Source organism: Pseudovibrio ascidiaceicola (genome assembly GCF_900114245.1).
In the GTDB taxonomy this organism is placed as follows: domain Bacteria; phylum Pseudomonadota; class Alphaproteobacteria; order Rhizobiales; family Stappiaceae; genus Pseudovibrio; species Pseudovibrio ascidiaceicola.
In genome coordinates this window covers 134,372-148,960 of record NZ_FOSK01000014.1, presented here as the reverse complement: position 1 = coordinate 148,960, position 14,589 = coordinate 134,372, and the positions used below count along the sequence as shown (strand labels likewise).

Genomic DNA, 14,589 nt, shown 5'->3' with positions numbered 1-14,589 from the left:
GAAAAAGCAAGTCTCTCAAAAGCTGCTTGTTCATCAATCTTTGCACTGACCCCAGCATCGAGTTCCAGACCAAAAGGTAAAATCAAAGTCCCAGTTATTGGAGCGCTACTAGCTTGCTTATCAATCACAAACGCCAAAACACGTTGCCCTGACTGCTTAGATGACAACTCCTGCATCATCTGACAGATCTGCTGGCCCTCAACCGGAACGCAGCGGAGTGTCCAGTCCTTGTAAGTCTCCACTTGGGAATTCGGCAACTCTTGTGCCAGAGAGGGTGGTGCTGACAAAAGCCCAAACGCCAGCAGCCCAGACAGTATTTTATTCATCTAAGATCCATCATCCAAATATGATTTGCGCATTTATGCGTGCGGAAGATGATCTTCAGATACGACGAGCGTCAATTAAATATTTAAGTGCAAATTTAATTAAATAATCAAAATTAAATCCATTTATTCAAAATTACTTAAATATTCTCAATACCCACCATTGCTAGCTACTTTCGCAAGGCCAAGTGAAAAATAATCACCTATTAAAATTAAGCTTTCTTGAAACCTCAAAAGCTAAGAATGCATTGTCGAATCGCCAACGACATTACCGATGACAAGAATAGATCTAGCGCTTTTAAATAACGAGAATGGATTGAGACCCGGCCCTTATCAGCAAATGATGTTCCTTAAAACTGTATCAAGCAGAGGTTAATCAAGGTTACTCGCAGATCCCCCCACACGCCAATAAAGAACCTCGTCGACAAATCGTTTTCTAAACGTTCCCCAACATAACCAAATATGCAGCCATATGATAACCAACTTATTCGAGGGGAATCTGGAACCGAATATCTGATGAGATCCGAGAACAAATTACCAAACAAGCTGGGCCTCTCTTCTTGCGAAGTTGGCTGTTTGACTTGTTGACGCGTAAACTAACTTTACATCAAAGGCTCAGATCTAGGACTTGCCTACCAGTCCCCATTACGTGGATATCAAGGCAACAAACGGACTGCAACAACTTCAGGATTGTTGATCGGACTGAGTTTGGTTTTATCGAGGAGCTGTGCCACATCATAGTCTGAAAGCTGCACACTAACAAAACTTAGGATGTAAGCTGTATGGGTACGGCATCGTCCGGACTCCCCGTCTTATTGACAGAAATCTCATACTTCTCGCCAGATCTGGCCAAATGGCTTGAAAGAACAGACTGAGTTACTCAACGTCGGTAGACGCCCATATCTTAAACAAAAAAAGTTCTGTGACGCTGAAATGGCAGTTATTCCATCAAACAGAGACGCTTCTAATCTATAGTACTTAACAACAGTAATATACATACTCAGTAACTATAGAAAATTATGGATGCAAATATAATTGCAAATTTCAGAGGTAACGTTATGTTTGCACGTAGTGAAGGTAGACCACACCATCCTTCACCTCACAATATCATACTGTTAAGGTAGGAAAGAGACAATTCTGCAACGTGAAGAAACCTAGATTAGTCTCTCGTCAAAGTATCAATTAATATCTTGCCAGATTTACTAGATCACACTCCAATATATATACACAATCATTATTTCCCCAGTTTTAGCTTATGCGAAACAAAAAATCAAAATTATAATAAAAGCACTTTTATCTCACCTTACAAATAATTACCTCAAACAACTTAGCTAGGAGTCGATCATGCAAATTTTTGATTACTCAAGGAAAAGCAATCGAATGAGTCCAAAGTTACTGATAATACCGTTACTTAACAGCCTTGTTAGTTTTCCACTTATGGCTCTCACATCACTCCAAGGCGTTTTCGGGTGTGGGTCTCTAGTTGGGTCAGTGCGTCGTAGATCAGGACTGCGAACAGGCCGACTATGAGGCCGCCTTGTAGGACGTAGGAGGTGTTGTTGGTCAGCAGGCCTGCGATGATGACTTCGCCAAGCGTGTGGGCGGCGACGGTGGAGCCGATTGTTGCTGTACCGATGGCAATGACGACAGAGAGGCGAATACCAGTCAGGATCAGAGGTAGTGCCAGTGGAAGTTCTACTTGAATCAAACGTTGCCGACGGCTGAGACCTATACCTCGGGCTGCTTCCATTGTTGCAGGTGGCAGAGTTGAGAGACCGGTCATTGTGTTTTCGAAGATTGGCAAGATGCCATACAGAAACAGCGCAACAAGCGTTGGTCCGGCTCCAAAGCCCAGCATCGGTACAGCCAAAGCCAGAACGGCCACAGGTGGAAACGTCTGTCCCATGTTCGCAATGGTTCGTGACAGCGGTAAAAATGCCTTGCCTTGAGGCCGAGTAACGAGGATCGCCAGTAATACCGCGACAATGATTGCAGCAAGTGAGGCTACAGCAACGATCCCCAGATGGCTCAAAGAAAGTGACAGTAGCGACGTGCGATCATAAATCACCACAGCTCCGGGCGGTGTGAAGGGCTCAAATATGGGTGCAAACCACTCAGGCTGAAGGACCAGAGCAAACAAAAGCGATACAACAATAACCCTCAGGAAATTAGCCCGGCTCATGTGTGCCCTCTGCCCTGGAACGGATCGCTTCCAGTGTTACGCGGCCAATAGGACTGCCGTTGCGTTCTACCGGCAAAGCACTTCGTCCGCTCCAGAGGCAAACAGAAAGCGCCTCTCTCAGGCTGGACTTCTCGTCGAGAGGATCCCCTTCTGCAGTTCCGTTTTCAAGTATCTGGGAGACGGAAAGCAGAGATAGCAGGCGAAGCGGTCGATCCACCCCCCCGACCATTTCTGCAACAAACTCTGTCGCAGGGTTGGTGATGATTTCCGCTGGTGTCCCATGCTGCACCAACTGTCCCTGATCCATAACAGCCACCTGATCGCCCAGCTGTATGGCTTCCTCCATATCATGCGTCACGAGAAGGATTGTGGAGCCGAGCGTTCGTTGGATCCGGTGTAAATCGGCCTGCGCGCGCGTTCGAATGATGGGGTCCAGCGCCCCGAAGGGTTCATCCATGAGCAATAGGTCGGGCCGTGACGCTAAAGCTCGCGCCACGCCTACCCGTTGTTGCTGGCCGCCTGATAGTTCAGCAGGATAGCGATCCCTAAACTCATCTGGCGGCATGGAGAATAACTCCAACAGTTCGTTCACGCGCGCGTGGATCTTGTCCTTGTGCCAACCGAGTAGCCGCGGCACGGCGCTGATGTTTTTAGCAACTGTGTGATGCGGGAAAAGACCGTGGCCCTGAATTGCATACCCAATACGGCGGCGCAGCGCGTTTTTTGGCAATCCTGCAGTTGGCTCACCATTGATCCGAACTTGGCCAGTCGTGGGCTCTACAAGCCGGTTGATCATACGCAGTAATGTACTTTTCCCAGAGCCGGATGTGCCGACGATTGCGGTGATTGTGGCGCTCTCGATCGTCATAGATACGGCTTCGACAGCAGCTCGCCCGTCGTAAATCTTGGTTATGTTGTCGATCTCAATCATCCATGCCTCATCTGATTAGGGCGGGCCAGTTCGACCAGAATATCCATTGTAATTGCTGAGATAAGAGCAAGAATGACTGTTGGCAGAGCTCCAAGCAGGATCAAATCTGTTGCCGTCTGATTGAGGCCTTGAAAGACAAAGGTTCCAAAACCACCGCCACCAATCAATCCGGCGATCACCGCAAGGCCGATATTCTGCACCAGAACAATCCGCAATCCAGCCAGCATAACCGGGAGCCCAAGTGGCAACTGAATCTGTTTGAGACGTTGATGTCTGGTCATGCCCATACCGCGTGCTGCATCCAGCGTCAGGATTGGAGTGGCTTCCAGACCAGCCACAGTGTTTGCCACCACCGGCAACAGGGAATAGATAACCAACGCCAGAAATGCTGGCAGAAAGCCGATACCGACGACACCCAGTTCCCTGGCACCGGGAATCGTACTGCCGACCCAGGCAAGAAGCGGGATCATGATGCCGAACATCGCAAGTGAGGGGATTGTTTGCAGAAAGCTGAGTACTGGCAGAACTGCACCACGCAAGCCTTGGTTCCGGTGGCAATACACGCCAAGAGGGAAACCAATAGCAGCGGCCACAACAAGTGAGCCGAAAGCAAGGCCGAGATGCCGCCATGCTGCGTTGAAGAAGGCATCTTGTCTGTTGGCGTACTCTCTGAAGATTGACAGATCGGTCAAGGCTCCTGACCACAAGACCAATGCTGACACTATAATCGCTACCGCCAACAGGGCACTGCGCATTTTGGGGCCAGGAGAAAGAGAGGACAGAGCATCGGCCGCTAGCAGCAACAGGATGGCCAGCAAACACCAAAAGCCACTGCCTAGCGATACTCTGGCATATGTCCCAGCGCCTTCAAGAAGTGACGTACTGCCTTGCATCAGCAGCCAAACCAACGCTGCTATTCCGACTAATGAACCTGTAAAACGTACACTTTGCCAAGCGGATGGCAGGCCAAGGGCGAGCCCAATCACCACGCCAACCATACCTGGAATGATAGCTTCGGGTCCAGCCACGTCCCACACACGAACACCCTCGCCCGCTACAATACGATTGGCGGCAAGCGTTAGGAAAGGTGCGAATAAGGCAACCAGCCCCAGACTTGCGAACAAAAGCCCGGGGCCGGAGACGACTGATTTGATCCTGTTAGGCATAACCCGCGCAGTTAGTTCAGAACACCAGTCTTGGTCAGATAGTCTTTTGCAACCGCAGCTGCTGGTTCGCCGCCAACTTGGATGCGGCCGTTAAGCTCCTGTAAGGTGGCCAGATCCAGACCTGCAAATATCGGGTTCAAGACTGTAGCAACTTCCGGGTACTGCTTTAATACTGCGGCGCGAATAACCGGAGCTGGTTCGTAGACTGGCTGCACGCCCTTATCATCGGTCATAACAATAAGGCCTGTTGCAGCTACTCCGCCATCTGTGCCGTATGCCATAGCTGCATTGACGCCAGACGTACCACGAGCTGCAGCTTGAATTGTCGCTGCCGTATCACCGCCAGAAAGAACAACGGTCTGGTCTGGAGACAGCTTAAAGCCATAGGTTTCCTGCATCGCGGGAAGAACTGCCGGAGAAGAAACAAACTCTGTCGAGGCGGCCAGTTTCACATCACCTCCGTTTGCAACCCAGGCGCCGAAGTCAGACATAGTGGCAAGGTTGTGCTGGGAGGCCAATGCTCCCGTTACAGCGATGGCCCAGGTGTTGTTGGCTGGCGCGGGTTGAAGCCATACCAAGCCGTTCTTCTCACCATCCAGCTCAGCTGCACGGGCGTACCCAGCTTTGGCATCTTTCCAGACTTCGCTGTCCGCCTCATTGTGGAAGTAGGCTGCATTGCCCGTATATTCAGGATAAATGTCGATTTGGTCAGCAAGCTGCGCTTCGCGAACCACTTGCGTACCGCCAAGTTGCAGGCGGCGTTCTACTGGCAAACCCGCATCTTCTAACGCAAGTGCAATAACGTTTCCGAGGAGACCGCCTTCAGTATCAATTTTGGAAGAAACGACAATTTCAGCATGAGCTGCAACTGTTAAGGCTCCGGTCATGCCGATCGCAGCAAGAATACGATTAAATGTCATGCGAAGTATGCTCCTCAAAGCTCTCTATTTTTCAGCACTGCACTGTGAAATTTCTATTATGGGAAGAATGTGGCAGCCCTAAAAGGGCTATTGTCCTAAACTCGCGAGCTTAGTACGGAATCGATTTCGCCAAATCTGTCGAATATCATCTGAGATTTTCCCTCACTCGACTTCCCCCTCAGCTTCGAACACTCTTATAAAAACCATAAGTAATCCAGAGTTGTACCGAAGGCACCGCTCATATAGGTCGCCGCCTGTTCCCTCGCAACCCGCCTCTGGTCTCAAAACCAAACTTTATCCAGCGTTCATTCTGTCCCTCAATTCCCAAGGATATGCCCAGAGGAGTTCTGGCTGCAAGGTTTTGTTGAAATTGACGTTGTCAGAGATCAACAGTGATTTTGACGGATTTGTTTTTAGAAAGATCAATCCAATACATGAACTCAATTTTGGCCGTTATAGTGAGCAAGTTAAGAATTCATCTTGTTGGGAAGCAGTCCTGAAACCAAGGGAAGCAATACACGTCTGAAGCATGAGCAATAGCTGGTGCCTCTGTCAGGCATGTCTGGAACTTCTAAATGAGAGCATACTGTCTTTACCTATTTCTGATCTTGTAGAGATCACTGAAGTAATCAGGAGCCTTGCAACGCAGTTTTGATCAAACCTACGTCAAGGCGTGAGTTGCAATGAGATCTCGGTTCGTGATGATGTTTACGGGCCGTTTTTCGACCATTCTGATTACTCGCTCAGCTCTTTTAAAAAGAGCAAAGGAATACCTGAAATTCTAAAGCCAAGCGTTGACTGAACAGGAGATCCCATGCCTGACTCTCACCCCCCGATGAAAGCTTCTGATCGTCTTGTAGCTGCACTGGAAGCGGAAGGTGTTGAATACGTCTTTGCTGTTCCTGGTGAGGAAAACCTTGACGTTCTTGAATCCCTTCGTACCTCCTCAATTGAACTGGTGCTGAACCGACACGAGCAAGGGGCAGCCTTTATGGCCGCCACTTATGGGCGCCTGACAGGCAAAGCCGGCGTCTGCATGGCGACGCTAGGCCCGGGTGCCACCAACTTTGCCACCCCGGCGGCCTACGCTTTTTTGGGTGGGATGCCTATGATCATGATCACGGGCCAAAAGCCAATCAAGAAATCAAAGCAGGGCCAGTTTCAGATCATCGACATTGTTAGTTTGTTTGAACCGATCAGCAAGATGTCGAAAGCGATTGTGAATGGCAACACTATCCCTGCCCTTGTTCGCGAAGCTTTTCGTGTGGCTGAGGAAGAGCGCCCGGGTACTGTCCTTTTAGAGCTGCCAGAAGATATCGCCATAGAAGAGACAGATGAGCCTTTGCTGCAGCCCCACCCACGCTACTACGCCATTGCGGGTGATACAGTATTGAATGAAGCTGCAGACATGATCCGTAACGCCAAAATGCCCTTACTGCTTTTAGGCGCTGGAGCTAACAGAAAGGACGCTCATGCTGCCTTAAGCAGTTTTGCTGAGAAGACGCAGATCCCGTTTTTTAACACTCAGATGGGTAAGGGCGTTATTGATGAACGTTCTGATCTGTTCCTCGGCACGGCTGCATTGTCGGAAGGTGATTACCTACATTGCGCTATTGCACGAGCTGATTTGATCATCAATGTTGGACATGACGTTGTTGAGAAACCGCCGTTCCTGATGGAACCTGGGGGGACCGAGGTTATCCATCTAAACTATAAAGCAGCTCAGGTTGACCAGGTGTATTTTCCTCAGGTCGAGGTGGTTGGGGATCTTGCCCGTTCGGTTACCCGTCTTGGCGAGATCCTGGGTGGCCCGCTTGACTTTGATCGTAGTTACTTTCAACGCATCAAGAAAGAGACGGACCTTCACACATCTGAAGGTGGCGATGTTGCCCGTTATCCTGTGATCCCACAAAGAGTCGTCGCTGACACGCGCAGGGTGATGGGTGATGAGGATATTATCGCACTCGACAACGGCATTTACAAAATCTGGTATGCGCGCAACTACAAAGCTCATAGGCCTAACACCGTGCTTTTGGACAATGCACTTGCGACGATGGGCGCTGGCCTGCCTTCAGCTATGATGGCAGCGAAACGATATCCTGAACGGCGCGTTATGGCGATTTGCGGTGATGGCGGGTTTATGATGAACAGTCAGGAGCTGGAAACGGCTGTTCGATTGAAACTCAACTTGGTGGTTACGGTGCTGGATGACAGCTCTTACGGTATGATCCGTTGGAAGCAAGCGCATGCAGGCTTTGAAGATTGGGGCTTGCAGTTCGGCAACCCCAACTTTGTTGATTATGCCAACAGTTACGGCGCTACTGGCCACAGGATTACCCGTACAGAAGACCTGCTGCCCACTTTTGAAGCTGCCTTTAGCGCAGGCGGGGTGCATCTGGTTGATGTTCCGGTTGATTACAGCGAAAATCAACGGGTTCTGATAGATGAGCTTGCAGCCAAGGTGTGCTTGATATGAGCAGCACACTAGACGTTGTGAACCCGTACAGTCTGGAGGTTATCGGCAGCGCCGAGACCAGCGAATGGGATCAGGTCGACGGGATGCTGGCGACAGCACACCGCCTCTTTCGTCAACGTGATAGCTGGCTCCCGGCCTATCAACGGATCGAGATCCTGAAAAAAACCGCTCGGCTCATGGAAGCACGTTTTGAAGATTTAGCGTTCCAGATCGCCAATGAGGGCGGTAAGCCGTTGGTTGATGCTCGTGTTGAGGTTATGCGCGCTATTGATGGTGTGGAACTTTGTGTACACGAGGTTGGCCAAATGACTGGCCGCGAAATTCCGATGGATCTGACGGAAGCCGGGTCAGGCCGCCTCGCCTTCACCCAGCGTGAGCCGATCGGCGTGGTCGTGGCTGCAAGTGCTTTCAACCACCCACTTAACCTGATTGTCCATCAGGTGGCACCGGCTGTGGCCACGGGCTGTCCGGTTATCATCAAGCCTGCTCCAGACACGCCGCTGTCCTGCTTAGATTTTGTAGGTATGTTGCATGAGGCAGGATTGCCACCAGACTGGTGCCGTGCGGTGGTCTGCAACAATGAAGTGGCTGAACAGATGATCACGGATCCAAGGGTTGGGTTCTTCTCGTTTATCGGGTCAGCACGTGTTGGCTGGATGCTTCGCTCAAAACTGACACCGGGTGCGCGCTGTGCTTTGGAGCATGGTGGAGCGGCTCCCGTAATTGTCGGTGAAGATGCAGATATTGACGAGATGATCCCTCTTCTAGCCAAGGGCGGCCTTTATCACTCTGGTCAGGTCTGTGTTTCCGTTCAGCGCGTGTTTGCTCCCCCTTCTAAAGCGCAGGAGATCGCGCAAAAGCTGGCAGCGGCTGCCAAACTGCTGAAAGTGGGTGATGCCACTGATGCAACGACGGACTGCGGTCCGCTGATCCGGCCTGGTGAAGTTGATCGGGTTGAGGAATGGGTAAGCGAGGCTATCGATGGAGGAGCCGAGTTGCTGGCAGGTGGGAAGCGACTTGGACCGACTACCTATGCGCCTACCGTCTTGCTAAATCCGCCCGCCAATGTCCGCGTTTCGCAACTGGAAATCTTTGGTCCGGTGATTTGTGTTTACAGCGTCGATAGCATTACTGAGGCTATCGAAACTGCGAACAGCCTGCCGTTTGCGTTCCAAGCCGCTGTTTTCACTCAAAGCTTAGAGACAGCCTTCCAAGCCATCCAGCGTCTCGATGCCACTGCCGTTATGGTCAACGACCACACTGCCTTCCGAGTGGACTGGATGCCTTTTGCAGGTCGTCGCCAGTCCGGCTACAATACCGGAGGTATCGGCTACACGATGCATGACATGACACAAGACAAAATGGCAGTCATACGGCTTTGATGTTTCCTAAATAGATGCGCTGGACTTCTCAAAGCCCACTCGCGATCAGACATCCTGTTTTATGCTCTTATGAGCGGAGCTTTCAGGCGAAGCCGCTGAGTTTGATAGCGCTGGCTTATAGCTCGGGACGAGCACTCTTAAAGCTGACCTACAAACCTTTGAAATTAAAAAAGAATACGTATTTTCAGGTGCGACATAAAAGCTATTGCCTCCTGATGAACGCAGGAGTAAATGCTCGGCCCCAGCTTAGGGCATTCGAAGTATACGTACTTGTTTTGCTTAGAACCATCCTGAGTTGGACACATTGTTTTAAGAGGCCGTCTACACAACTGAGATAGCTTTACTTTGAAAAATGCAGTCCTCGTCACTCATGCGTCCTTTTTTTGCATTTTTCCGGCGCTTGTTGAAGCACGTGATGAGAATAAAACACAAGTTCAACCCTCCTGTTTTTATCAGCTCCATATCGCTGATCTTCCTGCTCCTTATTACAGCTGTGATCTGGCCTGAAGGCTCCCAAAAATTTTACAGCAACATACAGGACTGGATCGAAACAAATACTGGCTGGCTCTACATTCTGGCAGTGGCAATTTTTCTGCTGTTCATTCTTTTCATCATGGTAAGCCGGTTTGGTGATATCAAACTGGGACCTGACCATGCAGAGCCCGATTATGCTTACAAAAGCTGGTTCGCCATGCTGTTTTCAGCGGGTATGGGCATCGGACTGGTTTTCTTTGGTGTCGCTGAGCCGATCATGCACTTCATGTCGCCCCCTGGCATGGAAGGGCAAACCATTGAAGCTGCTCGTGAAGCGATGAAGATCACCATGTTCCACTGGGGCCTGCATGCCTGGGCGATCTATGGAGTGGTGGCTTTATCACTGGCGTATTTCACTTATCGCCACCAACTGCCTTTGTTGCCACGGTCTGCGCTTTACCCGCTGATCGGTGAGAAGATCTATGGCCCGATTGGTCATGCGGTTGATACATTTGCGGTATTGGGCACCTTGTTCGGTGTGTCTACCTCACTCGGTTACGGTGCGTTCCAGGTGAATGCTGGTCTGAACTACCTGTTTGATGTGCCAGTATCGACAACCTCTCAGATTGTTCTGATTGTGCTTATCTCCAGCATGGCAACGGCTTCGGTTTTTTCCGGCCTGGATCGCGGGGTGAAGCGTCTTTCTGAAACCAACCTCATTTTGGCTGTTTGCATCATGTTGCTGGTCTTGATTGTTGGACCAACCGTGACCCTGCTCCAAACTGCTGTGCAAAATGCTGGTGCCTATATGGGCGACTTGATCCATAAGACTTTCAACCTCTATGCCTATGATCGAAAAGATGACTGGTTGGGTGGTTGGACGTTGCTCTATTGGGGCTGGTGGATTTCGTGGTCACCTTTTGTGGGCACTTTTATCGCACGTGTTTCGCGTGGTCGGTCCATTCGCGAGTTTCTCGTTGGACTATTGTTTGTGCCGACAGGGTTCAGTCTGATCTGGTTCACAATCTTTGGAAACACAGGTATCGATCTGATCCTCCATGGCGGAGCTGATAATCTTGCAGAAGCTGTTTCGACTGACGTGTCTCTGGCTCTGTTCAAATTTTTTGAATACATGCCATTTTCATCAGTGCTCTCCATGCTAGGCGTTGTGCTGGTGGTCGTCTTCTTTGTTACCTCTTCCGACTCCGGTTCCTTGGTCATCGACAGTTTGACCTCCGGCGGTGACATCAACTCACCTGTCTGGCAGCGCGTTTTTTGGGCTGTGCTGCAGGGGGCTGTTGCAATTGTGCTGTTATCGGCAGGTGGGCTTGGGGCATTGCAAACTGCAACAATTGCCAGTGCGTTGCCCTTCCTCATTGTTATGCTGCTCATGTGCTTTGGCCTTTACAAAGCCTTGCAAGATGACGCCTTGCGCACCAAAAACCTGCAGATGCACCACACCACCGTTCAATACACAAAAAGCACAGTGGATTGGCGCCAACGCATCGGAACTCTGACTGAAAATGCTACCTTGAAAGACGCACGCCACTTCATGGCCACTGTCGGTAAACCCGCTTTGGAAAAAGTACAGGCAGAGTTTGAAAAGCGCGGTTTCAACGCCACGCTGACCGGCTCAAAGAACTATCGTTTGACCATAGAGCAGTCTGAGGAGACCGTCTTTGTTTATGGCTTGCGAAAACGCTATTTCACAACAGCATTAGCCATTGGCCCCGGCCATCTCATCGACGAAGATGAAAATGAGGATGAGACCGAAGAGGAAGGCACCAACTACTACCGCGTCGAGGTGTTCCTTGCCCAAGGCGGTCAGGAGTACGACGTGCTCGGCTACACCGAAGAACAGCTGATAGCGGACGTCGTCACACAATACGAACGCTTCATGCAGTACCTGCACCTATCACAATCAGAATTGCTTTGATCTAAAGAGACCGTCTTCGAGCCACAAGTTCGAAGACGGTCTCTCTTAAATGCTTGGTAGGCTACGCTGCTTCATTACTCAGCTTCCGATAGGTAAACATTTTCATCACACCTCTGTGAGCTATGCCTATCGGCACAATGACCCATTGCAACCTGTTCTAATGTTTTCCGCAGACACAAGGCCGTGGACGGCGGCAAGACATAGGGCGGAAAACTATGGTTGATACTAGTGAAGTATCGAAACTCGTCACGGAAGTGAGCGACTTATTCGTTGATGCATCCGTGTTTGCGGATCCTGCACGTGACAGTTGGCTGTTTCAGTTCACATCAGGTTTAGACGTGATTGCGACGTTGGAAGAAGACAGGCATGCCCTCGCCATCAGTGCGGAGTTAGGGAGTTTGACAGAAGAAAACCGGATTGATCTGCTGGAGTACTTTTTAAAGGTCAATCAATCCTGGGCAGGCACTGGTAGCCTGCGGTTTGCAATGCTGGCAGACACAGATAAGACCATCACTCTCCTCTGGGATGTCCCAATGAATGGGTTGGCTCGCCACGATCTTTTTGCTTCCCTTTCTGAGTTTGCAGAACGTGCGCAGGGTTGGCGGGAGCTTTTGAAAGCTGGTGTTCTCCTCACACAAGAGAACACAACAGAAATCCCCCAAAACTCCCTAAAAGTCTGATCCCCATAAGAACGAGGGCTTCCCCATGACCATCCCACAAGCGACTTCTACGACACCAACAATTGCCCCTGCCAACATCCCAGCACAGGCTGACACAACAAGCAGTCCGGCTCAGAGTTCTCCTCATCCGGCGTTGCACTCCCATCAACAAAAAGCAGTTGAAACGCAATCCGCTGTTAAAGATCAACTCGCAACGACACAAGGAAACGCTGGTGCTGACAAGTCACTGTATGATCTGATTTGTGTCGGGCGAGGCACATCAACTGCAGCCTACCTCACCAGCCTGAAACGGTGTGATTGCTCCATTGTTGCGGACAGCAGTAAGAACAACGTGCTTGTGGTTGGCAAAAATGATCCATGGGCTGGTGCACGAGGCTATGAAAAAGGCCATTACACGCAGTGCATCAACCAAGCACAACAGCTTGTAAACCCTGGCGATGAACCGATTGCATCCTCCTGTCTGGACCCGGTTGACAGAAAGGAATGGTCTCAGCTCAATGCACAACGCATTGATCAGGTCTCTGGTGGGAACATCCTTGATGCCGAAGTCCGCCAGATCAGCCGAGACAGCGAAACCGGCCTCTATAAGGTACAGACCGATGCAGATAGCGAGCCGCTTCTGGCCAAGAAGGTCATCTTGGCAACTGGAGCCGGCATTGAACGATCAGACTACGAGTATCATCACGTGCCGCCAGAGGTCGCTGACTTCAGAAAGTCAGGTCATCCAAATGCAGCCAACTGTTTGGATCTGGATCAGTTCCAGCGCAATGAAGCTGGAACACGGGATTTGACGGGATGTGTTGTGGCTGTCATGGGCCCCAATGCAGGTACAGACGCGATCATGGAACTTTCAACACGCGGTGTTGATAAGGAAAACATCTTCTGGATGATGCAACCTCATCAAAAGCCGGGAGTTGCACTGACATGGGATGTCCGTTCAGTTGGTATTGAAGCCACCTTTACCGCGCAGGAAGCAGGCAATGACCGCTCAGATGGCGGCACCGTGTTCCGCTATCAGCAGATCAACAATGTCACTGCTGGCGAAAACCGCCCATTGACCATCAGCACAGATGGCGGCGATTTTGAAGCAGACTACCTCGTATACGCGGTTGGTCAGCGTGGTGGCGGCACCAGCAGAACGGAAGTAGTCGACGGGACAGCTAAGAAAGTGCCGATCCTTGAGAAGCAATTGGCTTCGCAACTGCAGCCAGTTTACGACGTCAACCAACGCTTCAGTGATCTGTCTTCCGGCGGAGCGTGGCAGCACGTCGTGGGTCTGGAAGTTGCTGGCACAACAAAGACAGAAGGTCTGGAAGTGGTTGGCGCTGCAGCCATGCAGTCCAGCCGCGGGGTTCAGCATAACTATCTTGACGCAGATTTCAGTGAGCAGCTGGGGGCAATCCTTGAGAACAATCCCAAGTTCCGTTCCTTGGCCACCGAACACTTCCCGGAACTGTTGGATGCAAAGCCATTTGAGCAGCTCTTGAAGCCGGGATCTGGTCTAAAACAGCCAGGCGAATATGATGGCTCGAAGGCAGCACTGTTAAGTGCACTCAAAGCAAATGATGCTGAGCAATCTCTGAGTGACGTGAATGAGCTACTGCATACTTTTGATCTGCGGACCAAAGCGGCAAACGACCTGGGTGGTACAGTAAAACCAATCCGCGTCTCTGAGCTGCTGGCTCAAGGTTTGAGCCGTACACAACCCGCAACCGTTGCAGATCCACGCCTGATTGGTGGTGCACAGCTGAACATTGCGGCCCAAACGGAAAGCTTCAAACCGCAACAGATCACAACACCGGGCGGTATCAATTTCAACGAAGACCAGCAGACCATTGCTTTGTACGTTGCGCAAAACTATCCGGACATTCCAGCAGACAAAGCCAACGAATTCGTCGCCAACGTGATCGCACAACGCACAGATGGCAACCACTTACGTGGTTTCACACCAGAAGAACGTGCGCAGTTTGAAACTGAGTTGCAGGCGCTTTCTGAGTAAGGCCTGAGTTCATCAAACCGCTGATTGCTCGCTCACAGTCTGTTTGATGCAGACGTGAGCGTACAACCCAGCATGTTCATTTCAATTAAGTCAGGACAAGGATGAGTATCTTCCGTGAGC

General features: G+C 50.6%; 9 protein-coding genes and 1 pseudogene. 5 read left to right on the top strand and 5 right to left on the bottom strand.

Features of this window, described 5'->3' with window-relative positions; translation table 11 throughout:
- The 5 genes and pseudogenes from BM231_RS22395 to osmF all read right to left on the bottom strand — a co-directional run.
- Nucleotides 1-326: invasion associated locus B family protein (locus tag BM231_RS22395; RefSeq protein ID WP_208860574.1), on the bottom strand; the 326-nt coding region annotated here is incomplete at its 3' end.
- 1,441 nt (nucleotides 327-1,767) lie between these two features.
- On the bottom strand, nucleotides 1,768-2,505 hold the full coding sequence (locus BM231_RS22390) for an ABC transporter permease (RefSeq protein ID WP_167550325.1): 738 nt from the start codon (nucleotides 2,503-2,505) through the stop codon (nucleotides 1,768-1,770).
- Nucleotides 2,492-3,355: pseudogene (locus tag BM231_RS22385) on the bottom strand (ABC transporter ATP-binding protein); the annotation flags it as partial. The pseudogene BM231_RS22385 and the gene BM231_RS22390, both read right to left, overlap by 14 nt.
- A 77-nt stretch (nucleotides 3,356-3,432) precedes the next feature.
- A complete protein-coding gene (locus BM231_RS22380; RefSeq protein WP_093523029.1) occupies nucleotides 3,433-4,602 on the bottom strand; it encodes an ABC transporter permease in 1,170 nt (389 codons plus the stop codon).
- 11 nt (nucleotides 4,603-4,613) lie between these two features.
- The gene (gene osmF, locus BM231_RS22375) at nucleotides 4,614-5,522 is read right to left on the bottom strand and encodes a glycine betaine ABC transporter substrate-binding protein OsmF (protein ID WP_093523027.1); all 909 of its coding nucleotides are present in this window, start codon (nucleotides 5,520-5,522) and stop codon (nucleotides 4,614-4,616) included.
- Between the two features lie 814 nt (nucleotides 5,523-6,336).
- Here osmF and BM231_RS22370 point away from each other — a divergent pair.
- The 5 genes from BM231_RS22370 to BM231_RS22350 all read left to right on the top strand — a co-directional run bounded on the left by BM231_RS22370 (nucleotide 6,337) and on the right by BM231_RS22350 (nucleotide 14,469).
- Nucleotides 6,337-7,998, top strand: a complete 1,662-nt coding sequence (locus tag BM231_RS22370) for an acetolactate synthase large subunit (RefSeq protein WP_093523025.1) — start codon at nucleotides 6,337-6,339, stop codon at nucleotides 7,996-7,998.
- Entirely contained in the window at nucleotides 7,995-9,380 is a 1,386-nt protein-coding gene (locus BM231_RS22365) for an aldehyde dehydrogenase family protein (protein ID WP_093523023.1), read from the top strand. The genes BM231_RS22370 and BM231_RS22365 overlap by 4 nt, the downstream gene beginning before the upstream one ends.
- 415 nt (nucleotides 9,381-9,795) lie before the next feature.
- The gene (locus BM231_RS22360) at nucleotides 9,796-11,790 is read left to right on the top strand and encodes a BCCT family transporter (RefSeq protein ID WP_093523042.1); all 1,995 of its coding nucleotides are present in this window, start codon (nucleotides 9,796-9,798) and stop codon (nucleotides 11,788-11,790) included.
- Between the two features lie 215 nt (nucleotides 11,791-12,005).
- Nucleotides 12,006-12,470, top strand: coding sequence for a type III secretion system chaperone (locus BM231_RS22355; RefSeq protein WP_093523021.1), 465 nt, complete (start codon nucleotides 12,006-12,008; stop codon nucleotides 12,468-12,470).
- A gap of 25 nt (nucleotides 12,471-12,495) precedes the next feature.
- On the top strand, nucleotides 12,496-14,469 hold the full coding sequence (locus tag BM231_RS22350; RefSeq protein ID WP_093523019.1) for a type III effector: 1,974 nt from the start codon (nucleotides 12,496-12,498) through the stop codon (nucleotides 14,467-14,469).
- Nucleotides 14,470-14,589 lie beyond the last annotated feature (120 nt).